Origin of the sequence: Nocardia sp. XZ_19_369 (genome assembly GCF_015355715.1) — a bacterium.
Lineage (GTDB): Bacteria > Actinomycetota > Actinomycetes > Mycobacteriales > Mycobacteriaceae > Nocardia.
Window position 1 is genome coordinate 1,138,760 of the sequence record NZ_JACVED010000001.1, and the last position, 20,774, is coordinate 1,159,533.

20 protein-coding genes are annotated in these 20,774 nt (G+C 68.3%); 10 read left to right on the plus strand and 10 right to left on the minus strand.

What is annotated here, in order from left to right; genetic code table 11:
* Positions 1–18: 18 nt before the first annotated feature.
* Both IBX18_RS05255 and IBX18_RS05260 read right to left on the minus strand, forming a co-directional pair.
* Complete coding sequence (locus IBX18_RS05255; protein ID WP_194832530.1) at positions 19–537, minus strand: hypothetical protein; 519 nt, start codon at positions 535–537, stop codon at positions 19–21.
* A 12-nt stretch (positions 538–549) separates the two neighbouring features.
* Positions 550–1,194 carry a DUF6474 family protein gene (locus IBX18_RS05260; RefSeq protein WP_194832531.1) on the minus strand — a complete coding sequence of 215 codons (645 nt, stop codon included), beginning with the start codon at positions 1,192–1,194 and terminating at the stop codon, positions 550–552.
* 153 nt (positions 1,195–1,347) lie between these two features.
* Between IBX18_RS05260 and IBX18_RS05265 the strand changes: the two genes are divergently transcribed.
* The 3 genes from IBX18_RS05265 to IBX18_RS05275 all read left to right on the plus strand — a co-directional run bounded on the left by IBX18_RS05265 (position 1,348) and on the right by IBX18_RS05275 (position 6,081).
* Positions 1,348–3,084 (plus strand): TM0106 family RecB-like putative nuclease, encoded by a 1,737-nt coding sequence (locus IBX18_RS05265; RefSeq protein ID WP_228540306.1) that lies wholly within the window; start codon positions 1,348–1,350, stop codon positions 3,082–3,084.
* On the plus strand, positions 3,081–5,048 hold the full coding sequence (gene htpG, locus IBX18_RS05270; protein WP_194832532.1) for a molecular chaperone HtpG: 1,968 nt from the start codon (positions 3,081–3,083) through the stop codon (positions 5,046–5,048). The genes IBX18_RS05265 and htpG overlap by 4 nt, the downstream gene beginning before the upstream one ends.
* A gap of 214 nt (positions 5,049–5,262) precedes the next feature.
* Positions 5,263–6,081 (plus strand): class I SAM-dependent methyltransferase, encoded by an 819-nt coding sequence (locus IBX18_RS05275; protein ID WP_194832533.1) that lies wholly within the window; start codon positions 5,263–5,265, stop codon positions 6,079–6,081.
* A gap of 60 nt (positions 6,082–6,141) precedes the next feature.
* On the opposite strand, the gene IBX18_RS05280 is transcribed toward IBX18_RS05275, so the two are convergent.
* A complete protein-coding gene (locus IBX18_RS05280) occupies positions 6,142–6,909 on the minus strand; it encodes an SDR family NAD(P)-dependent oxidoreductase (RefSeq protein WP_107659888.1) in 768 nt (255 codons plus the stop codon).
* A gap of 234 nt (positions 6,910–7,143) precedes the next feature.
* Here IBX18_RS05280 and IBX18_RS05285 point away from each other — a divergent pair, with 234 nt between their 5' ends.
* Together IBX18_RS05285 and IBX18_RS05290 are read left to right on the plus strand one after the other, a co-directional pair.
* Positions 7,144–8,022, plus strand: a complete 879-nt coding sequence (locus IBX18_RS05285) for an SDR family NAD(P)-dependent oxidoreductase (RefSeq protein WP_194832534.1) — start codon at positions 7,144–7,146, stop codon at positions 8,020–8,022.
* 26 nt (positions 8,023–8,048) lie between these two features.
* The gene (locus IBX18_RS05290; protein ID WP_194832535.1) at positions 8,049–8,726 is read left to right on the plus strand and encodes a TetR/AcrR family transcriptional regulator; all 678 of its coding nucleotides are present in this window, start codon (positions 8,049–8,051) and stop codon (positions 8,724–8,726) included.
* 21 nt (positions 8,727–8,747) lie between these two features.
* Here the strand turns inward: IBX18_RS05290 and IBX18_RS05295 are convergent, their stop codons facing one another.
* From IBX18_RS05295 to IBX18_RS05310, 4 genes are all read right to left on the minus strand, one after another.
* Entirely contained in the window at positions 8,748–9,542 is a 795-nt protein-coding gene (locus IBX18_RS05295; protein WP_194832536.1) for a TMEM165/GDT1 family protein, read from the minus strand.
* 296 nt (positions 9,543–9,838) lie between these two features.
* Entirely contained in the window at positions 9,839–10,366 is a 528-nt protein-coding gene (locus IBX18_RS05300) for a peptidase (RefSeq protein WP_135234223.1), read from the minus strand.
* Positions 10,367–10,707: 341 nt separating this feature from the next.
* Positions 10,708–11,331, minus strand: coding sequence for a superoxide dismutase (locus IBX18_RS05305; RefSeq protein ID WP_107653560.1), 624 nt, complete (start codon positions 11,329–11,331; stop codon positions 10,708–10,710).
* 449 nt (positions 11,332–11,780) lie between these two features.
* Positions 11,781–12,392, minus strand: coding sequence for a hypothetical protein (locus IBX18_RS05310; RefSeq protein ID WP_228540307.1), 612 nt, complete (start codon positions 12,390–12,392; stop codon positions 11,781–11,783).
* 528 nt (positions 12,393–12,920) lie between these two features.
* Here IBX18_RS05310 and IBX18_RS05315 point away from each other — a divergent pair.
* The 4 genes from IBX18_RS05315 (at position 12,921) to IBX18_RS05330 (ending at position 16,492) form a co-directional block, all read left to right on the plus strand.
* Positions 12,921–13,289, plus strand: a complete 369-nt coding sequence (locus tag IBX18_RS05315) for a rhodanese-like domain-containing protein (RefSeq protein WP_194832537.1) — start codon at positions 12,921–12,923, stop codon at positions 13,287–13,289.
* 92 nt (positions 13,290–13,381) lie between these two features.
* On the plus strand, positions 13,382–14,467 hold the full coding sequence (locus IBX18_RS05320; protein WP_194832538.1) for a DUF4328 domain-containing protein: 1,086 nt from the start codon (positions 13,382–13,384) through the stop codon (positions 14,465–14,467).
* Positions 14,464–15,231, plus strand: a complete 768-nt coding sequence (locus IBX18_RS05325) for a glycerophosphodiester phosphodiesterase (protein WP_107653563.1) — start codon at positions 14,464–14,466, stop codon at positions 15,229–15,231. Before IBX18_RS05320 ends, IBX18_RS05325 begins: the two co-directional genes overlap by 4 nt.
* Positions 15,232–15,571: 340 nt before the next feature.
* Entirely contained in the window at positions 15,572–16,492 is a 921-nt protein-coding gene (locus IBX18_RS05330; protein WP_194832539.1) for a DUF5926 family protein, read from the plus strand.
* A gap of 223 nt (positions 16,493–16,715) precedes the next feature.
* Here IBX18_RS05330 and IBX18_RS05335 read toward each other — a convergent pair whose 3' ends face one another.
* The 3 genes from IBX18_RS05335 to IBX18_RS05345 form a co-directional block, all read right to left on the minus strand.
* Complete coding sequence (locus IBX18_RS05335; protein ID WP_107653565.1) at positions 16,716–17,264, minus strand: ferritin; 549 nt, start codon at positions 17,262–17,264, stop codon at positions 16,716–16,718.
* 72 nt (positions 17,265–17,336) lie between these two features.
* Complete coding sequence (locus IBX18_RS05340; protein ID WP_107653566.1) at positions 17,337–17,885, minus strand: ferritin; 549 nt, start codon at positions 17,883–17,885, stop codon at positions 17,337–17,339.
* A gap of 10 nt (positions 17,886–17,895) precedes the next feature.
* Complete coding sequence (locus tag IBX18_RS05345) at positions 17,896–19,224, minus strand: LCP family protein (RefSeq protein WP_194832540.1); 1,329 nt, start codon at positions 19,222–19,224, stop codon at positions 17,896–17,898.
* Between the two features lie 740 nt (positions 19,225–19,964).
* Between IBX18_RS05345 and IBX18_RS05350 the strand changes: the two genes are divergently transcribed.
* A complete protein-coding gene (locus IBX18_RS05350) occupies positions 19,965–20,759 on the plus strand; it encodes a CPBP family intramembrane glutamic endopeptidase (RefSeq protein WP_194832541.1) in 795 nt (264 codons plus the stop codon).
* Positions 20,760–20,774: the final 15 nt, after the last annotated feature.

Below are 20,774 nucleotides of genomic sequence, written 5' to 3' on the forward strand. Positions count from 1 at the left end.
GGGGAATGGTGCTGCGAGTCAGGCGAGCACCGGTGGCGCGCGCGGGCCGATCGCACCCTTCGGCGGGCAGTGATAGTGCGCGAGACCGGGATCGGACCAGTGCGGCGATCCGGTGGCGCGGGGGAGTCGCGGTTTCGCGAGTACCGCGCGCACGGCGCCGGAGACCAGCGCGTAGAGCCGTTCGGCGACCGAGATGACCGCGGCACAGCCGATCGTGGCGACGGCGTGCGCGGCGAGCATCCAGCCGGTGGGCAGCGGATTCGTTGCGGCAGTGCCGTGCTCGTGGCCGAGCAGGCCGGACAGTGCGAAATGGCTCGCCACCTGCCCGAGTCCCAGCAGGGCGAGCACCGAACCACGGCCGCGCGCAGCCACATTCGCGGCGCTACCGGCCAGCGCGGCGACCAGCAGCACCAGGGTCAGCTCCGTCGAGCCGGGAAAACCGCCGCCCGCGACCCCGTGCGCGGCGACGGCGAGCGCGCCGACCAGCACACCGACCAGGCCACCACGCAGGTGGCCGGTACTCGGTGCTGGCGGCATCGTTGGCGAAGGTCAGCGCACGCCGAGCCGGGCGAGCACGTCCGCCTCGACGCCGGACAGTTCGTCCGCGATCGAGGTGTGTACGGCGCGGCGGCGCGGCGCGGGCATCTGCTCGGCGGTCTGCACCGCGGCGGCGAGGCTGTCCAGGCGGGCCTGGGTGGCGGTGACGAACTTCTGCGTCTCGGCCTTGTCCTTGCCGCCCTGCGCGCCGACCTTGCCAAGGGCCGCTTCGGTATTCACGATCCGAGCCCGCAGCTTGGCGCCGTGGCCGCTGAAGTCGGCGAGCTGATCGACGCCGATGCCCAGCTGCTGGGCCTTGCGGGTGTCGAGCTGCGCACGCAGGAACGTCGCGCCACGGTAGGCCAGCGGCGCGAGCACCGGGATGAGCACCCGGGCGACGCCCAGATACTTCTTCACCTGACCGGCGCTGAACAGCTCACGCTCGGCCTTGGCGGCCAGCTTGAGCGCGGCCTTCTCCTCCGCCTGCAGGGCCGAGATCTGCGCCTTGGCGACCTTGCGCTGGGTACGGGCCTCCGCGCGGCGGGCTTTGCGGTCGTTCTTGGCGACCAGCTTGGCTTCCAAACCGGCCTTGTGCTTGAGAGCTTTCGCCTCGGCCCTGCGGCTCGGGCGCCGCTTGCGCTTCGTGAACAACCCCATCGAAGGCCCTCCGTCATGCTGGTTTGCCATGGCAGTACGACGCCGGGGAAAGCCCGTCCGCCCATGTCACACGGTTTGCGTCCTACCCTAACGGGTGCATCGCGACACCAGCGAGCGTGGCAGGGCGACGAGCCGCGAACGGTGCCGTTGCCCATGGGGTTCGTGGGTTTGTCGGGGGTAGGGACCATACTGCATAGCGTGGAATCGGGCATCGGTGACCGAGCGGGTCGCAAGCACAACGGCACGGCCGTCGAACGGCCGGCCGGCGTCGCGGATGCGCCGACCCCCTTCATCGATGCCAGAGCGCTCATCGGCTGTCGTCACCGACTGCACTTGGACGCGGCGCATCCCGGGGCGCTGCACGGCGTCACCGAGGACCCGGGGGTGCGGCAGCGCAGGGAGGCAGCCACGGCACATCGGCTACGGGTCCGCGACGCGCTGATCGCGGCGGACCCGGCAGGCTGGGTGGTCATCGACCCCACACTGCGCGCGGCCGAGCGAGCCGAGGCCACCATGCAGGCGTGTGCGGCTGGCGTGCAACACATCTGGGGCGGGCTGCTGCCGCAGGAACCGGAGACGGGCAGGCGCGGCGGCTCGGAGATCCTGCTGCGCGACCTCGACCGCGGCGGGTACATCCCGGTGATCGTGGTGAACCACAAGGTGACCGACCCGCGAAACCCCGAACCCGCCGATTTCCACCCGACCACCTCGAACCCGTACCACTGGAACCCGAAACCGGACCGGCACCGCAAGCTGCGCCAGCAGCCACGCGACCAGCAGCGCCTCGCGCACCTGTACCGAATGCTGCAGCGCCACGGCATGGCCAGCCCGGCGCTGGTCGGCGGCGTGATCGGCTACCACTTCGACTGCATCCTGGTGCACGACCTCGGACCGGTGCTCGCCGACTACGACCAGCGCTACGCCGACCGGGTCGCGGTGGTCCGCGGCGAACTGCCGACCATTCCGTCGAAGGTGCCCGAGTGCAGGCAGTGCCCGTGGTGGACGCGCAGCATCGAAGGACCCAGCTGTGAGGGCTGGCTCATCGAGCATCGCGACGTCAGCCTGGTCGCGCCCGGCTCGCGCGCCGACGTGCTGCGCAGGCACGGCGTGCAGACCATCGACGAACTCGCCGAGTGGGCGGGCGACGACCCCGACGACTGGCAGCACGGCCCGTTCGACGAGGCGGTGGTCACCGCGCGCGCCTGGATCGCGGGCGCGCCGCTGGTCCGCCGGGTGGAGCCGATCCGGGTGCAGCGGGCCGACGTGGAGGTCGATGTCGACCTGGAGAGCTTCCAGGAATACGGCGCGTACCTGTGGGGCACGCTGCTCGACGGCGTGTACCGCCCGTTCGTCACCTGGGATCCGCTGCCCACCGAGGACGAGGGCCGCTCGTTCGGCGAGTTCTGGACCTGGCTGATGACCATCCGCGCCGAAGCCGCCGCGCGCGGCAAAACCTTTGCCGCCTACTGCTACTCGCGCACCGCCGAGGACAAGTGGCTCTACGAGTCGGCGCGCCGCTTCGCCGGGCGCCCCGGCGTGCCGACGGTCGACCAGGTGCGCGCGTTCGTCGACGGACCGGAGTGGGTGGACATGTTCCAGGCCGTCTCCGATCAGTTCATCTGCCCGAACGGCAAGGGCCTGAAGAAGATCGCGCCGGTCGCGGGGTTTGCCTGGCGCGATGCCGAGGCGGGCGGCGAGGCGTCGATGAGCTGGTATCGGCTGGCCGTCGGCTACGAGGGCGACCCCGACATGTCCCAGCGCACCCGGTTGCTGGAGTACAACGAGGACGACGTCCGGGCCACCCAGGTGCTGCGCGAATGGATGTCGAATCGGGCAGACCTCGAGGTTCCTGGCCTAGCGGATTTCGGGCGTCGTACTATCGCGTCGTGACAGAGCACGTCGAACAACTCGAGTTCCAGGCAGAGACGCATCAGCTGCTCGAGCTGATGATCCATTCGGTCTACTCCAACAAGGACACCTTCCTGCGGGAGCTGATCTCGAACTCCTCCGACGCGCTGGACAAGCTGCGGCTGGAGTCCTTCCGGGACAAGGATCTGCATGTCGACACGTCCGACCTCCACATCGAGCTGGAAGTCGACAAGGACAACCGGATCCTGACCGTTCGGGACAACGGCATCGGTATGTCCCGTGCCGAGGTGGTCGACCTGATCGGCACTCTCGCCAAATCCGGCACCGCCGAGCTGCGCAAGAAGCTCAACGAGGCCAAGAGCGCGGCCGCCAACATCGACACCGCGGAGCTGATCGGCCAATTCGGCATCGGCTTCTACTCGACCTTCATGGTCGCCGACAAGGTCACCCTGACCACCCGGCGGGCCGGGGAGACCGAGGGCACCCGCTGGGAGTCGGCCGCGGGCAGTTCCACCTACACCATCGAAACCCTCGACACCGCACCCCAGGGCACCGCGGTCTCGCTGCACCTCAAGCCCGCCGACGAAGAGGACCACCTCTTCGACTACACCCAGGAGTGGAAGCTCCGGGAGATCGTCAAGAAATACTCCGACTTCATCGCCTGGCCGATCCGCATGCAGGTCGAGCGGACCGTCACCGAGGGTGAGGGCGAGGAGAAGTCCGAGCAGACCATCGTCGAGGACCAGACCCTCAACTCCATGAAGGCGCTGTGGACCCGCCCGAAGAGCGAGGTCAGCGACGAGGAGTACAAGGAGTTCTACAAGCACGTCAGCCACGCCTGGGACGATCCGCTGGAGATCATCCCGCTCAAGGCGGAGGGCACCTTCGAATACCAGGCGCTGCTGTTCCTGCCGTCGCAGGCGCCGTTCGACCTGTTCACCCGCGAGCACAAGCGCGGCGTGCAGCTCTACGTCAAGCGGGTGTTCATCATGGACAACTGCGAAGAGCTGATGCCGGAGTACCTGCGCTTCGTCAAGGGTGTGGTCGACGCACAGGACCTCTCGCTCAACGTGTCCCGCGAGATCCTGCAGCAGGATCGCCAGATCCAGATGATCCGCAAGCGGCTGGTCAAGAAGGTGCTGTCCACGGTCAAGGACCTGCAGGGCGCCGAGGATCAGACCAAGTACCAGACCTTCTGGAAGGAGTTCGGGCGCGTCCTCAAGGAGGGCCTGCTCGGCGACTTCGACAACCGCGAAACCATCCTGCAGGTCTCCTCGTTCGCCTCGACGAACTCCGAGACCGAGCTGACCACGCTGGCCCAGTACGTGGAGCGCATGCCGGAGGGGCAGGACGCCATCTACTACATGACCGGCGAGTCCCGTCAGCAGGTCGAAAGCTCCCCGCACATGGAGGCTTTCAAGGCCAAGGGCCGCGAGGTGCTGATCCTCACCGACCCGGTGGACGAGATGTGGGTCGGCTCGGTGCCCGAGTTCGACGGCAAGGCCTTCACCTCGATCGCCAAGGGCGAGGTCGACCTGGAGTCCGAGGAGGAGAAGAAGGCCTCCGAGGCGCTGCGCGATCAGCAGGACAAGGACTTCGCCGAGGTGCTGACCTGGCTCGGCAAGACCCTGGACGACAGCGTCAAGGAGGTGCGCCTCACCAACCGGCTCACCACCTCACCCGCCTGCCTCGTCGGTGACGTCTTCGACTTCACCCCGATGCTGGAGCGGATGTACCGCGCCTCCGGTCAGCTGGTGCCGGAAACCAAGCGGATCCTCGAGCTCAACCCGACCCACCCGCTGGTCACCGGTCTGCGCGACGCCTACGACACCCGCAAGGACGACGCCGACGCGGGCAAGGTGCCCGAGCTCACCGAGACCGCCGAGTTGCTCTACGGCACAGCGGTCTTGGCCGAGGGCGGCGAGCTGAAGGACCCGGCGCGGTTCGCGCACATCCTCACCGATCGCCTCACCCGTACCCTCTGATCCGGACTTCGGCGAGGGCCACCCCACGGTGGCTCTCGCCGAAGCACGTCCGGCACGAGCGATTCACGATCCTGCGTCCAGTGTGAAATGACGGGCTTCGCTACCTTCTGGCACGCGATCCGAATAGCTTCGCGCACAGCGTTATTCGCCTGAGTTGGTGCTGGGTCACGGGTGGACGCGGTTAAATTTGGGCGATCGAAAGGATCGTCAGCTTATGTCCGGAAACCCTCTTGCCGCCGCCGAGCCGTGGGATCTCGTCGCCGATGGATACGCCGAATTCGCGCCCGTGCTCATGCAGCCCTTCTCCGATCGCGCGCTCGAATTCGCTTCGCTGACACCGTCTTCCCAGGTCATCGATGTCGCGGCGGGGACGGGCCTGCTGAGCCTGCTCGCCGCGCCGCAGGTGGCGCGGGTGCAGGCCATCGACTTCTCCGCCCCGATGATCGAGCGGCTCACCGCCGCCGCGCGGGCCGCCGGGGTGACCAATATCGAAGCGCGGGTGGGGGATGGGCAGGCGCTGCCGTTCGACAGCGACACCTTCGACGCGGGATTCTCGATGTTCGGGCTGATGTTCTTCCCGGAACGGGCCAAAGGTTTCGCCGAACTGTTCCGGGTGCTGCGCCCCGGCGGCACGGCCGTGGTGTCCAGCTGGGCGCCGGTGGCCGAATCACCGCTGATGCGGACGATGTTCGGCGCGCTGCACGCCGCCGATCCGAGCGTTCAGGAGCCGCAGCCCAACTACCTCAGCCTGGAAAATCCCGAGGTCTTCCAGACCGAGATGCGCCGCGCCGGCTTCGAAGCCGTCTCCATTCAACGACATTCGACCGCGCTCGCCTTCGCCAGCGCCGACGAGATGTGGGAAACCCTGGTGCGCAGCAGCGCGCCGCTGGCTCTGCTGCGCCGCAGCGTCGGCGAACAGGTGTGGGCCGAACGCGTCGCGCTGATGAAGGCCTACCTCGCCGAGCACTATCGCCCGCAGCGGCCGTTGTCCACCACCGCGTTCCTCGGTATCGGGCACAAGCCGCTCGCCTGAGTAGTACGAAAAAGCCGCCACCGACCGTGTCGGTCGGCGGCGGCTTTCGCGTTGGTCTTGCTAGCGCGGGGCCATGCGCAGCGCGCCATCCATGCGGATGGTCTCGCCGTTGAGGTAGTCGTGCTCGACGATGTACTGCGACAGTTGCGCGTACTCGTCCGGCCGGCCCAGGCGGGACGGGAAGGGCACGCCCGCCTCGAGGCCCTTGCGGTACTCCTCGGTGACGCCGGCCAGCATCGGGGTGTCGATGATGCCGGGGGCGATGGTGTTCACCCGGATGCCGAACTGGGCCAGGTCGCGCGCGGCGGGCACGGTCATGCCGTGCACGCCACCCTTGGACGCCGAGTACGCGATCTGGCCGATCTGGCCCTCGAACGCGGCCACCGACGCGGTGTTGATCACGACGCCACGCTGGCCGTACTCGTCCACGGCCTCGGTCTTGGCGATGGCGTCGGCGGCCAGGCGCATCACGTTGAAGGTGCCGAGCAGGTTCACGGTGATGACGGTGCGAAACAGCTCCAGGTCGTGCGGGCCGTTCTTGGACAGGATGCGCCCCGCCCAGCCGACACCGGCGCAGTTGACCACGATGCGCAGCGGCGCACCCGAGTCGACGACCTGCGCGACCGCGGCGCTGACCTCGTCATTGCTGGTCACATCGGCCGGAATGAGGGTGACCCCGGCGGGCACATTGTCCCCGGCCCGTTCGATCGACTGCGGCACATCCAGTCCGAAGACAGTGGCCCCCAGCTCGGCGAAACGCTTGGCGGTGGCGGCGCCGAGGCCGGATGCGCCTCCGGTGACAATGGCGGCGGAACCCGAAATCTCCACGATGGTCCTCTCGTTCGTGACAGCCAGTTGGCCCTTCGTCAATTGCACCCTAACGGTTGCCCCCACCGACCTTCATGAGGCATCCCTCTCATTTCCGCGCGGATTGTCGGCTCACCTGCGGTGCGGTTACCGAGGTGGGGCGCTTCGAGGCCGCTCGAGATCATCGAAATCCGTGCCGACGATGCGGAACGGCCATTTGCGAACAAACGTGTTCTTCGGTGGTACCGTCGCTGCATGAAGCTGTTCGGTGGGGTGTCGGTGGCTGGGCGGCGGGTGTTGATCACCGGGGCGGCGCGGGGGATCGGGGCTGCGTTGGCTCGGCAGTTGTATGAGGCGGGGGCGAAGGTTGCGCTGCTGGGGTTGGAGGAGGAGTTGCTGGGGGAGGTGGCGCGGGAGTGCGGGGACGCGCCGTGGCGCTACTGCGATGTGGGGGATGTCGAGCAGGTGGACCGGGTGGTGGAGATGCTGGTCGGTGAGCTCGGCGGGCTGGATGTGGTGGTGGCCAATGCGGGGGTGGCGCGGCAGCTGCCGTTGATCGGTGGCGATCCGGCGGTGATGGAGGAGACGCTCGCGGTCAATGTGCTCGGCGTCTACTACACGGTGCGCGCGGCCGGTCCGCACATCAGTCACGCGAACGGCTATGCGCTGGTGGTCTCTTCGCTCGCCGCCGCGGTGAACCTGCCGCTGGTCGGCGCCTACAGCGCGTCGAAGGCGGCGGTGGAGGCGCTCGGCCATACGCTGCGCATCGAACTGAAGCACACGGGTGCGAAGGTCGGCATCGCCTACTTTGCCGAACTCGACACGGACATGACTTCGCGCGGTTTCGGCACCGCCGCGGCCCGCGCCATCCTCGGCCGCTCCACCGTTTCCGGCGTCGCGCCGCTCGGCCCCGCCATCGATTCGGTGGAAAAGGCCATCGCGCGCCGGCGTCGTCAGGTGGTTTCGCCCTGGTGGGTGGCCGTCGCACTACCGTTCCGGCCGATCGCCCAGCGGCTGATCGGCTTGACGCTGCGCCGAGGTGTGCGGCGTGCCCTGGAGATCGCGCGAAGTGAAGAGGCACCCTTCACAACGGACCAACCCACCCGACCCCGCAAAATGGAGCGGCCAGCCTAGCCCGACCGAACCACCGGAGCCACCGAATGACCGAACCGGCAACCAGCGCACGCCAACTCCCGCGCGGTAGGCACGGCCTGCCGCGGGAGCAAGTGGTCGCCTCGCAGCGCGAGCGCATCCTGATCGCGATGGCCGAGGCGATGGCCGAGAACGGTTATGTCGGAACGTCCGTCGCGGCGATCCTGAAGCGCGCGGGAGTGTCCCGGGAGACCTTCTACGAGCAATTCCGTTCCAAGGAGGCATGTTTCGAAGCCGCCTACGAGCGGGCCGTGCAGAACCTGCTCGGCCGCATCGAGGATGCCTCGCGCGGCGCCGACGAAGCGGCCGGACCCGAACTGACCAGCTTGGACCGGATGGACCGGATCTTCCAGGCCTATCTGCAGCACCTGGTGGACGATCCGGCCAGCGCGCGACTGTTCCTGGTCGAGGTCTACGCAGTGGGTTCGGCGGCGCTCTCCCGGCGGGCGCAGCTGATGGAGCTGTTCGTGGGCCTGATCGCCGACGTGCTCGGCGCGGGCACCGACGATCAGCGGTTCGCCTGCCAGACCCTCGCGGCCTCGATCAGCGCGATGGTCACCGGCCGGATCGCGGCGGATGATCTGGACGGTCTGCTCGCCCTGCGGGTTCCGCTGCTGAATCTGGTGCGGCGCGGCGGGGAGCTGTACGGCGACGCCTTGCTCGAATCGAACGAACCGCGGACCTAGGCGACTACAGCGCCGGCTGGACTACCGCCGTCCTTTCGGATCGAGGGGTGCGGCAGGCACTGCCGAGTCGGGCGTCGCTGCGGCAGCCAATGGCAGCCCGGACGGTGTTGACAGGTCGGCTGTTTCCGCTGCGGGCTCGGGTGCCGCGGCAGGTCGCAGCTTGCGCAGGATCAGCATGACCGCACCACCCAGCGCCGGCGCGACGGTCGCCAGTACGGCCACGCTCGGCCCACCCAGCGCGGGCGCGGCGGTGGAGAGCAGCGTCGCGGCACCGAAGTACAGGAACAGCAGCCCCGAGCCGATCCCGATCGCGCGTTCCGGCAGATGCTTGCCGACCAGGATGCCGATCCCGATGGCGAGCGCGTCGGCGGCGACCATGCCGATGGTCGAGCCGACCCACACGCCGACCCAGTCGTAGTCGGTGGCCAGCGCGGCGGTCGCGAACATGGTCCGGTCGCCGAGTTCGGCGAGCAGGAAGGCGGACAGCACCACCAGGAACGGTGCGGTGCTCCCGCGCAATGACTTCGGCGCCGGGTTCTCCTCGTCCGCGCCGAAGTGTTCGCGCAGCGTCCACAGGCCGACGGCCAGGAAGGTGAGGGCGGCGACCAGCGAGATGGCCCGGGTGGGCAGCGCCGATCCGAGGAAGTAGCCGACGCCCACCGAGATCAGGTGCACCGCGGCCGAGGCGGTCGCGATGCCGCCGAGCACGACCCACCAGCGGTAGCGCAACGCGAACGTCAAAGCCATCAGCTGGGATTTGTCACCGAGCTCGGCAAGGAAGACGATGCCGATACTCAGCAAAACGGTGGCGATCATGATGTGTGCGGCTCCCGGGTCTCCGGCCTGCCGGTCGGAGTCTGGGTATGCCTCCGGCCGACAACGAAATAGTTGTCTCGGCCGAAGGTCTCGCCCACCGGTCTACGCCGGTTCACACAGCCGGACCCGAGCCCTCGTGGGGAAGCGGGTCAGTATGTCGACTGTGCAATTGGGGGCTACTCCCCTTCGCTGTTACCAACTCTACCCGCGGGTGCCGCGGTGTGCCAACCGGCTGTTACCGAAATCGCAATGCGCACAATAAGTTTGGCGATCCATGTGCAGAGTTTCGGGTACCCTTACGCGGCCAGCAGCATGGCCAGAACCGCGGTGTCGGGATCGCTGATCGGGTCCAGTCCCACCCGGCTGACCAGCGAGGTGACCGTCCCGTCGGATTCGGCCTCGGCCCACGCCGCCCGGTGTTCCAGGCCCAGATGCGGCACGCCGGGCAGTAGCACACAGCCGGAGGCGGCACCCGCGCATTCCGGCAGCGAAGGCCGGGTTTCCGAGGGCGGATGCAGCATCAGCAGGGCGGCCGGCACATGATCGGCAAACCGGCCGGGTGCGAGGGCCTCCTCGCCGAGCACGGTGCCCTCGGCCATCACCAGGCCGACCATGTCGGGTGCGGGGTCGTCCGGCAGCTCCTCGCGCACCCCGAACACCGTCGAGGTGGACAGCAGCCCGGGTAGCGTGGCCACCCGGACGGCGAGCACGAGTACCTGCGCCCATTCCTTGGTGGTGTCCGGCCAGCGGCCGGAGATGACGAAGCCGCGCAGCGAGCCGCGGGCATGGAAAGGCGTGATGCCGATCGGTCCATTCGTCCGCATGGTGCCTCCCGTCCGGGTAACCGGGGGCGGCCTCGCGCGTTCACGCTCGATAGCGCTCCCAGCGGCTTTGCCCGTCCTCGAACTGTGGAATCCGAGAATGAACTACGAATCACCTGGCACACAAGTACCAAAGAGTGCCAGCTGCCCGGCGAAATCGAGCTGACCAGCGATCGAGCCAGCCCACAGGCCCGCGACGGCCGGTCGGGCCCACGGTCCGAGACCGGTTTGCCGCTCGGGCGTGTCCTGATCGCGTCGCGATAGTCACCCGAAACGGCGACGGGCCCGCGCCCCCGACCGCGTGAGCGCGGCAGGGACACGGGCCCGTGGGCGCGTGGTCGCTATCAGCCGAAGATGAGGCCCTTGCCCTGGCCGACGGCGCGGGTGAAGCGGTCCTGCACGTCTTCCCAGTTGACGACGTTCCAGAACGCGGTCACGTAGTCCGCCTTGACGTTCTTGTACTGCAGGTAGAAGGCGTGCTCCCACATGTCGACCTGCAGCAGCGGGATGATGCCCAGCGGGACGTTGGCCTGCTGGTCGTAGAGCTGGAAGGTCAGCAGCTTCTGGCCGAGGGTGTCGTAGCCGAGCACCGCCCAGCCGGAGCCCTGCAGGCCGTTGGCCGCGGCGGTGAACTGCGCGCGGAACTTGTCGAACGAGCCGAACTGGTCGTCGATCGCCGCGGCGAGGTCGCCGACCGGCTTGTCACCACCGTTGGGGGACAGGTTCTTCCACCAGATGGAGTGGTTGACGTGCCCACCCAGGTGGAAGGCCAGGTTCTTCTCGTACAGGAAAATGGCGCCGTGATCGCCGCTTTCGCGGGCCGCTTCGAGCTTCTCGAGCGCGGTGTTCGCGCCCGCGACGTAAGCGGCGTGGTGCTTGGAATGATGCAGCTCGTTGATCTGCCCGGAGATGTGGGGCTCCAGGGCGCTGTAGTCGTAATCCAGATCTGGCAGCGTGTACTCAGCCACGATGTCCCTTCCTATGTCGGGCTGTGTGCGCCCTTATCGAGCACACCCAACCATCATTCGTACACCCGCTCGGTTGCAACCGGGCCTGATGCCCCCGCATTCCGACGCGGACACGGGCTGTGCACCGGCACGTCGTCATCGGCAGCGGGTCGAACCTCACGCGTTGCATCGAACCATGTCGCGGTACGACGAACCAGTGGAGCGACTGCGCCTCCCCGCGCGCGTCCATGATCACTCGGAGCGGCGCTGCCCGGTCGGCAGCACCGATCCTCGTTCCGGATACCCAATACGTCAATGGTCATCCGCGGCAGCCGCCGATCCCGGAATCAGCCCGAGTCGAGGGCGTGTTTCCGGCCGAGAATCACCGCGGTTGCCGCCCGCGCCGGCGACACGGAGACAGAAATACCGCACATCCGGAAGTCCGAGTGTGCGGTATCGGTGTGGTGGATTCAGAGCGGCGGTGCTACTCCCGGACGGGTTGCGCGCGGATCGCCCGCGTCGTGCGCCGCCCACCAGCGCGCCGCGCCGGCGATGAACTCCGCCAGCGGGATCTCCCGGCCTGCGGTGTCGTTGATGAGCATGTTGTCGAACCACACGCGCACGTCCAGCTCGCGCGGGTCGATGCCCTCCTCCTGGGAGAACTCCAGTACGTGCGCGGAGACATGTTCGTCGAGGGTGGTGTCGAAGCTGAGCAGCTCGCTCCACAGTGCCCAGCCGCTGTCGTCGAGGTCGATGAACTCCCAGCCGTGCAGCCTGCCGCCGCCGAAGCTGCGGATGGCCTCGTCGAGACCGGTGAGTTCCAGTGGCAGCACCCGCGGTTCGAGGTCGTCCCAGTTCTGCATGCGCAGGGACGCCGCGACGCGGCTGACCCCGGTGAAGGTGACCTGCACCCGGTAATCCTCGGTGGGCGTTCCGTTTTCCGGAAGCGTCAGCACCTCTATGTCGAGTCGTAGTTGTCCGGCCGCCGCGTCGACCTCCAGGCCGAGGCAGGTCGCCTCGGACAGAGCGACATTGAGCCCAGCCGTATCCATGCCGTCGAGTAGCCCCCTGCTCACGTTCATGGCCACAGGCTACCGACAGCTACCGGTGGAGCCCAGTATTTCAGTTTTTCGCTAGTGTTCTCGTTTTTTATGGAACCGAACCGCACCCCGCGCCGTCCAAGTAGATATCGGAACCCGCCGCGCCGCGAGTTCCGAGGTCGGCGGCGAATAACCGCTCCGGGATGGCGGCTGGAGGGGAGTCTCGGATCGGTTGTTCGCGCCGAAGGTCATGCCGCGAATCCGCTGAGGGCTGAGATAAGACCCCTGATCCGGCGATCTGGGCTCGGAGAGCGGGTTAGCCGGAGGGTAGCTTTGATAGCCAAATCCTGAAAATGGTGCGCTGTCCGATAGCTGCAGCCTGTGGATGAAGTTGTGGATTATGTGGATAACTCTGTCGGAGGTATGCACATGCCGACCCTGAGCGGGGCAGCGATCAGGGTTCCGGGACGCAGAACATACCTGAAGTATCGGCTCGATGTCGAGCCGCCGACGGCCCCCCGCGCGGGCGGAACCGCACAGCCTCTCGTCGCCCATGGCAGGATCGAAACCGTGACGAGTCCCCATGTGCCCTCGGTCCCGGTGGACGCGGTGCCGCGCGAATTCGACAGCGCCGAACCGGCAACCGACGCCGCGCGAGCGATCCTGCTCGATGTGCGCGAGGACGACGAGTGGCAACTCGGGCACGCCCCGGGCGCCGTGCACATCCCGATGGTCGACGTGCCCGCCCGGGTGGACGAGCTGGAGTACGACGTCGATCTCTACGTCATCTGCAGGCAAGGCGGCCGTTCCCTCCAGGTGGTCGAATACCTCACGCACATCGGCTTCGACGCCATCCAGGTGAACGGCGGCATGGTCGCCTGGCAGCAGGCGGGCCGCCCGCTGGTCGCCGACGGTGACGGGCAGGCGAAGATCTACTAGGACCGCCGCGAAGGAGGCGTGATGAGACACAATGGCGCAGCGCTCATCAGAGCCGACCGGGCGCGGGTGTCCCGCAAGACACAGGAGGCACGGTGAGCACGGTCGTACAACCTTGTGCGCGGTGTGGCGCGCGCTGGGCCGTGCAGTCGACCCCGATGCACTGGTGCCCGCGCTGCCGCGGCGTGCTGCTCTCGCCTGCGCCCATCGACGCACCCGCCGAGCGGCGTAACTATCGCTGGGTGGCGCGCAGGCCGGACCATCGCGCGCGTAGGTCCCCGGCCGCCGGACACCCCGTGCCGAGCGCCGAAACTCCGCGCTACACCCATATTCCGCGCTGGGGTCTGCTCGACCCGCCGCCGAAGCCCGCCGCCGCGGCGCCTCGTCCGCTCACCAGGCTGACCGCCCGGGCATCCACCCTGCTGATCACCACCACCGCGTTGTTCGCGGTCGCGGCCGTCGGCGAGTTGCTGCGCTATCTACTCCTGCTGCGCAATCGCACCCGGCTGATTCATCCCGCGCTGCTGTTCGCCTCCGACGCGCTCGTCATCGGCGCCGCGGTGCTCGCTCTGTTGTTCGCACTGCTGAGCGCGGTGGCCGTGGTCGGCTGGTTGATCGACGCGCGCCGCGCCGCCTTCCAGGAAACCGGGCGCGCCGACCCGCGATCGGTGCGGGTACTGGTGCTCGGCTGTGTGATCCCGGTGGTCAATCTGTTGTGGCCCGGGGTTTTCCTGACCGAACTCGTCGCACGACGGTCCGATCCGCGCGCCCTGCGGGTCATCCGGATCTGGTGGGCCGCCTGGGTATTCGGCGGGGTGGTCGCCGCGGCCGCGCTGCTGTGGCGGACCGCGGATTCGTTGCAGGCCGAGGCGGACGGCGTGCTGTTCACCGCGTTCACCGACCTGGTCGCCGCCGCCGTCGCGCTGCTCACCCTGGCCATGATGCGGGCGGTCGAGGAACGAGACGTGCTCGGCCGCAGCAGGACCGCCCGGCGCTGGTTGGTAGCCGTCGACCCGGCGGTGCCGGTGATCGAACCGGTGCATCCCGGTGGGCGGGCGCCGCAGGCGGTCGGCGCGTCCGCACCGGACGCGGCCGAGCACACCGATGCCGATGACAACGGCACAGGTGTTGAGGACAACGGTGCAGTGGACCGTGAGCAACAGGAGGTTTTGGCCAAGTGAGCCAGGTCAGTCGCGCACCGTTCGTCGTGGCGCACCGAGGTGCTTCGGCGGCGCGCCCCGAACACACCCTTGCCGCATACGAATTGGCGCTCCAGGAAGGCGCTGATGGCGTCGAATGCGACGTCCGGCTGACCAGGGACGGGCATCTGGTGTGCGTGCACGACCGTACCGTCGACCGGACCTCCTCCGGCACCGGCCTGGTCAGCGAGATGACGCTGGACGAACTGAAGGAACTCGACTTCGGCGCCGACGGCGAAGCCGCGGAGGTGCTCACTCTCAGCGAGCTGATCACGTTGGTGCTCGATTGGCGCAGCAGGCCGACCAAGCTGTTCATCGAGACCAAGCACCCGGTCCGCTACGGCGCGCTGGTGGAGAACAAACTGCTGGCCGAACTGCAGCGGTTCGGCATCGCCACCCCCGCCTCCGCCGATCATTCCCGCGCGGTGGTCATGTCTTTCGCGGCCACCGCGGTCTGGCGGATCCGCCGGGCCGCACCCCTGCTGCCGACCGTGCTGCTCGGCGAATCGTCGCGCTACCTCGGCGGCGGCGCCGCGACCACGGTGGGCGCCACCGCCGTCGGCCCGTCGGTGAAGACGCTGCGCGACCACCCCGAACTGGTCGACAAGGCCGCCGCCGCAGGCCGCGCCACCTACTGCTGGACCGTGGACGACCCCGACGATGTGCGCCTGTGCGCCGACCTCGGTGTCAGCTGGGTCGCCACGAACCATCCCGGTCGGACCAAGGCGTTGCTCGACGCCGCCTGACCCGCTCGAATGGGGTTGGCACCGCTGACCTCTGAAGCAGTCCATGCGTATCCGCTTCGCGCCCTTCCCGACCGAAGGGCCGGTAACTCGGCGCCCCGTCATCGCCGAATCGGCGCGCCTCGGTTCGCTGCTCGTCGGCGCGGCCCGACACAGATGGGCTGACGAATAGGCCGCTTGACAGAGTTGGTCTGGCGACTAGTTCACCTCGGCCCGACGGACCGGCGAACCAGGTTGTGCGCGTGCGCCGTTCAGCAGCGACCTGCCCGCGGCCGCGTCGAGCACCGTCCCGGTGCCGTGGCGCGCGGGGTGGCGGAGCGCACACCATGTAGGTTGACCCCCCGTGGGTAAGAGCAAGCGGAATAGTCCTAAGCCCGGAGGGAACCGGGCACAGCGTCTCGCCGAGCGGAAGGTGGCGCTCGAGCAGGCGGCGCAGTCCGTCTCGCGTCCCTTCGAGGGGCTGGCCGCGGAGTGCGATCTGGTCGCGCTGTGCGAGTTCGTGCCGTCGGCGACCGCCGAGCTGAAGCTGGCGCCCGGTGTCGCGGCCGAGCGTTCGGTCGTGCTCGCCACCGTGCTACCGGGTGCGGTGGCCGCACTGGTGCGGGCGGGCGAGCCGCCGAGCGGCTACGTCGGCGCGCAGGTGCAGTTCCAAGGCGCCGACCTGGGTGCCGATATCGCCGCCGCCATCCTGTGGACGCAGTCCGCCGAGCCAGGCGACTCGCTGGCCTCGGTGGAGAGCGTCGCGGGCGGCCCCCGCCTGGCCGACGTGATCGATCCCGCTGCGCCACTGGACGTCACGGTGCACCAGGACTTCGACTGGTGGGTGCCGGAGGGTGTGCAGCCCGACCCGCAGGTCGCCGCGACCATCGAGCAGGCCAAGCTGGCGATCAAGCCGTCCGCTCGGATCGCGCTCGGCCCGGACGCGGTCGGTGCGGCGTGGTGGGTGGACGCCGGCGACAAGGCGCACATCCGCTGGGTTCGCCCGGAGAACGAGGACGACCTGATGCTGGCGCTGGCTCGCCTGCATGCCGCGGGTGGTCTGCAGCTCGGCGAGGGCTCCCGCTTCGCGGGCTCGTTCCGCACGCACGGTGTGCTCGTCCCGGTCTTCGACCTGGATCCGGAGATGCACGCCGACGAATGGGCCAAGCCCGCTCAGCAATTCGATGCCCGGCTGGCCGAGGCGCTGGCTTCCGATGCGCCGTTGACCGCCGGTGAGCGTCGGTCGCGCGATGGTCTGCGGTCGCGTCAGGTGACCCTGCGCTGAATTGCGGGGCACCAGTAGGAGAATTCAGCGAAAACCGGTCCGGCTAATTGCGCGGCCCGCTACTCCTACCGAAAAGCGGCGTAGGTGAGCGCGGTCTCACTGGACGGTGCGGGAGAAGAAACCGCGGACGTTATTCTTCGGCCGCGGAAATCGCTGCTCGAACGGCAACAGGCCCAGCTCGTCGCGCGAGCCGGGCCTGTTTGCTATTGATGGGCGACGCCTATCAGACGGATCCACCCGCTGCCGACGGGGCACCGGAAGTATCGCTGGGACCACTCATTTCCCGGGCGATGAACTCTTCCAGATCGAACAGGTTGGACCCGGCGCGCTCGGCAATGGTGAGCAGGGTGGTCATGTTGGCGACCTCCTCGACCTGCTCCTTCAGGAACCACTGCATGAACTGTTCGCCCAGGTAATCGCCTTCTTCGCGGGCGGTGCTTGCCAGCTGGATGATCTGGTCGGTGACCGTCTTCTCCTGGGCGAGGGCGAGCGCGATCGGCTCGTGCACATTCTCGAACTTGGATTTGGCGGCGTCGATGCCGGACAGCTCGACACTGATGTCCCGGTCGAGGAAGTACTGCACGATCATCATCGCGTGGTTGCGTTCTTCCACCGCCTGCGCATAGAAACGCTTGGCCAACTGGGGCAGATCAGCATTGTCGAACCACACCGCGATGGCGATGTATTGATGTTCGGCATTGAATTCATGCCTGATCTGATCATGGAGCAGGCCGTGGAATTTGCTGCGTGGGGACTCCGGATGGCTGGACATAGTAGCTGACATTAGCGCTGGTCAAGGCGCGTGTCATCCAAGTGCAACCTTATTGAGGCTAGTATTGCCTAATTAATTCTTCGCTGTCCCAGCCATTCTCGGGGTCGCGTTATCGATGCGCTGCGGCACCCGGAGTTCGCGCGCGATGAAGTCCTCGACGTCGAACAGGTTGTCCGCCGCGCGGTCGATGACGGTCAGCAGCGTGGTCATCCTGGCGACGTCTTCGACCTGTTCCTTCAGGAACCACTGGACGAAGCGCTCGCCGAGATAGTCGCCCGATTCGCGGGCGGCGCGGGCGAGGCCGGTGATCTGAGTACTGCGGTGCTGTTCGGTCTCCAGCAGGAAAGCTATTGCGGCGCGCGGGGATTCGAAGGTCGACTGGATCTCGTCCAGTCCGCCGATCCGGACGTCGAGATCACGGTCGAGCAGATACTGGACCATCCGCAATGCGTGGGCGCGCTGCTCCTCGGACTTGCCGTAGCAGTGTCTGGCCAACTGCGGCAACCGATTCGCGTCCAGGTACACGGCGGCGGCGAGATACTGCTGCGCTGCCGTGAACCCGTGACGAATCTGTGCGGTGAGCAGAGTCGGGAAGGGGCGATCGAGCTCGGTGTCCGGCATGTGACCGACGCTACCTCGTCAGCAGGTCCTCCGGAATCGGACGGTCGGAAGCGAGCGCATCGAAGAACTGGCTCGCCTTGTTCTTGTCCCACACCAGCACATTGCCGCTGTCGGTATCGGCGAACCGGCCGATCGGCACCGTCGTCGCCACCGTGTCGCCGCGCATCGCCCAGCCGAGCTGCGCCAGATGCCAGATGTGGTCACCGTCGTCGACCTTCAACGATTTCACCGTGTCGGAGGCCAACGGCCACAGCTTGAACGGATTGACCAGGGTCGCAGTGCTGGTCGCCTTCTTCACCAGGGCGGCCATGAAGATGCGCTGGTTATTGATCCGGTCCAGGTCGGCGAGCGCGGTCGCGCGGCTGCGCACGAAACCGAGCGCCTCCGGTCCGCTCAATTTCTGGCAGCCCGCGGGCAGGTTGATTCCGGCCAGCGGATCGTCGATGGCCGTCGGCAGGCAGACGTCGATGCCGCCGAGTGCGTCGACGACACCGGCGAAACCGCTGAAGCCGATCTCCGCGTAGTGATCGATGCGCACGCCGGTGGCGATCTCGACGGTCTGCACGAGCAACTGCGGCCCGCCGAGGGCGAAGGCGGCGTTGAGCTTGTCCTGGCCGTTGCCGGGAATGCTGACGTACGAGTCGCGCGGCAGGCTGACCATGGTGGTCTTCCCCGACTTCGGGATGTGCACCAGCATGATCGTGTCGGTGCGCTCCGGGCCGACCTCGCCGCCGGTGGCGAGCTCCTGTTCCTGCTCGGGCGTCAGGCCCGCGCGGCCATCCGAGCCGACGATCAGCCAGTTGGTGCCGGGGGTATCACCGAGGCGGTCGGAGTAGTTGGCCAGCGCGGGGATGCGGGTCAGCGAACCGTCGAGTTTCACGATGGCGCCGACAGCGGCCAGCACGAGCACCAGCAGCAGGACCAGGAACCAGCGGAAATAGTGGCGCTTGCGGCGCGGCCGCGGGGCGCGCGGCTGCCGTTCGCCGCGCGGTGGACCGGGCGGCGGTGGCGGCGGACTCCCGCGGCGCGGCCGGGGCCGCTGCGGTGGCGGGCCCTCGCGATAGGGCACCGGCTGCTGCGTGGGCGCGTGCGTGGGGCCGCCGCGGGGCTTGTCGAGCGGCGGTGGTCGCCGCGACACCGCGGGTTCCGGCGGGACCTGCGAATACGCGAGCGGTTGGTGCGGGCCACCGCGGCGCAGCACCTGCGTCGGCTCGACGTACGGCGACTGCGGGTCGACCGGCGGTCCCGCGCGGCGCGGTCCGGGGCGCGGCATCGGCGGCTGACCGGGCGGCGGCACCCGGCGCATCCGTGCGCGGTACTGGGGGTCGTCGCCATTCATCACTGAGACTCTACTTATCGCTCGTCGTTCGGGTCGGTGGTGCGACGGATGATCTCGATCCGGTCCGAGCGTTCTCCTGCTCAGTAGGCACGCGGATATCGCCCCGGTCGCAGTGCCCGTCCGCCCGCGCACTCTCTATGAATTCGCCGGCGCCCGGGCAGTGTTATCGCCGGACGGAGAACAGTTCGGTCACGGTAGCTGGCCGGGCGTATCGATGCAGGTGAGCGGAGTCCTGTGTCGGCCCTGCTCGCTGGGTGACGTGTGGCCGGCCTGGGCGAGGCCCGGCGGCCAGACGATTCTGCTCGCTGGGTGGTGTGCCGCCGCCTTCGCCGCCCATGACGCGGCCCGCGAGACCACAGGTCTGGGCGAGGCCCGGCGACCCAGTTGATTCTGCTCGCTGGGTGGTGTGCCCCCCGGCCTGGGGCGAGGCCAGGCGAACAGACGAGTCCGCTCGCTGGGTGGCGCCGCCGCCCACAACAAGGCCGGTGAGACCACCGGCCTGAGCGAGGCCCGGCGACCAGGTGGCTCTGTGCGCTGGTGGTGTGCCACCGGCCTCGGCCAGTTCAGCTAGACGCCCCTGCTCGCGGTGGTGTGGGCCAGTCCGGCGACCAGATGACCCTGCTCGGCGGCGGTGTGCCACGGGCCCGGCCGAGTCGGCGTTGCCGCATCGGGTGTGACGAAAGGCGCGGCGCGCGGGGCGTGCGCCGCGCCGGTGGCGGCGGGGCAATAGATTCGAGTCCATGCGTGGTGAGTCCGGGGCGGAGCGGGGCGAGGCCGAGGTGACGGAGCGGGAGCGGCTCGGGATCAAGCTCGAGATCGCGGTCGTGCTGGTGGTCACCTTCGGGTTGAGCGGGCTCAATGCGGGGCTGTCGCTGGTGGAGAGCGCGCTCTCGCCGGGCGGGGTGGGTGGGCGCACCGTCGCGCTGAATCCGTCGCGGTCCGCCCAGTCGACCATCGATCTGCTGTTCCAGCTGCTGAGTGTGGCGCGCCTGGTCGGGTGGGCGGCGCTCGGCCTGTACCTGTTGTGGCGCAGCGGGATCGGGCCGCGCCTGATCGGGCTGGCGGCCCGGCTGCGGTGGCGCGCGGATGTCGTGCCCGGGCTGGTGCTCGCGGCCGTCATCGGCCTACCCGGCCTCGGCCTGTACCTGATCGCGCACGCCATGGGAGTGAGCGTCACGATCGTGCCCGCGTCGCTCGGCGACCACTGGTGGCGGCTGCCCGCGCTGATCCTGTCCGCCTGCGCGAACTCGCTGGCCGAGGAGATCATCGTGGTCGCCTACCTGATCACCCGCCTGCGTAAGCTCGGCTGGTCGGAGAACTCGTCACTGCTCGCCTCGGCCCTGCTGCGCGGCAGTTACCACCTGTACCAGGGGCTCGGCGGCGGCCTCGGAAACCTGGTGATGGGCTTGATCTTCGGCCGCTACTGGCAGCGCACGAACAAGCTGTGGCCGCTGATCCTCGCGCACGCCACCATCGACGCGGTCGCCTACCTCGGCTACACGGTCCTGCGCGGCCACGTGTCCTGGCTGCCGTAAGCGATCAGGCAAACG

Bases quoted from the DNA above. Each gene is read 5' to 3' on its own strand.
- IBX18_RS05260 (WP_194832531.1), bottom strand. From the start codon at position 1,194: ATGGGGTTGTTCACGAAGCGCAAGCGGCGCCCGAGCCGCAGGGCCGAG.
- IBX18_RS05285 (WP_194832534.1), top strand. From the start codon at position 7,144: ATGAAGCTGTTCGGTGGGGTGTCGGTGGCTGGGCGGCGGGTGTTGATC.
- IBX18_RS05255 (WP_194832530.1), bottom strand. From the start codon at position 537: ATGCCGCCAGCACCGAGTACCGGCCACCTGCGTGGTGGCCTGGTCGGT.
- IBX18_RS05265 (WP_228540306.1), top strand. From the start codon at position 1,348: ATGGGGTTCGTGGGTTTGTCGGGGGTAGGGACCATACTGCATAGCGTG.
- IBX18_RS05290 (WP_194832535.1), top strand. From the start codon at position 8,049: ATGACCGAACCGGCAACCAGCGCACGCCAACTCCCGCGCGGTAGGCAC.
- IBX18_RS05310 (WP_228540307.1), bottom strand. From the start codon at position 12,392: ATGAACGTGAGCAGGGGGCTACTCGACGGCATGGATACGGCTGGGCTC.
- IBX18_RS05340 (WP_107653566.1), bottom strand. From the start codon at position 17,885: ATGCCGGACACCGAGCTCGATCGCCCCTTCCCGACTCTGCTCACCGCA.
- IBX18_RS05350 (WP_194832541.1), top strand. From the start codon at position 19,965: ATGCGTGGTGAGTCCGGGGCGGAGCGGGGCGAGGCCGAGGTGACGGAG.
- IBX18_RS05335 (WP_107653565.1), bottom strand. From the start codon at position 17,264: ATGTCCAGCCATCCGGAGTCCCCACGCAGCAAATTCCACGGCCTGCTC.
- IBX18_RS05345 (WP_194832540.1), bottom strand. From the start codon at position 19,224: ATGAATGGCGACGACCCCCAGTACCGCGCACGGATGCGCCGGGTGCCG.
- IBX18_RS05300 (WP_135234223.1), bottom strand. From the start codon at position 10,366: ATGCGGACGAATGGACCGATCGGCATCACGCCTTTCCATGCCCGCGGC.
- IBX18_RS05275 (WP_194832533.1), top strand. From the start codon at position 5,263: ATGTCCGGAAACCCTCTTGCCGCCGCCGAGCCGTGGGATCTCGTCGCC.
- IBX18_RS05295 (WP_194832536.1), bottom strand. From the start codon at position 9,542: ATGATCGCCACCGTTTTGCTGAGTATCGGCATCGTCTTCCTTGCCGAG.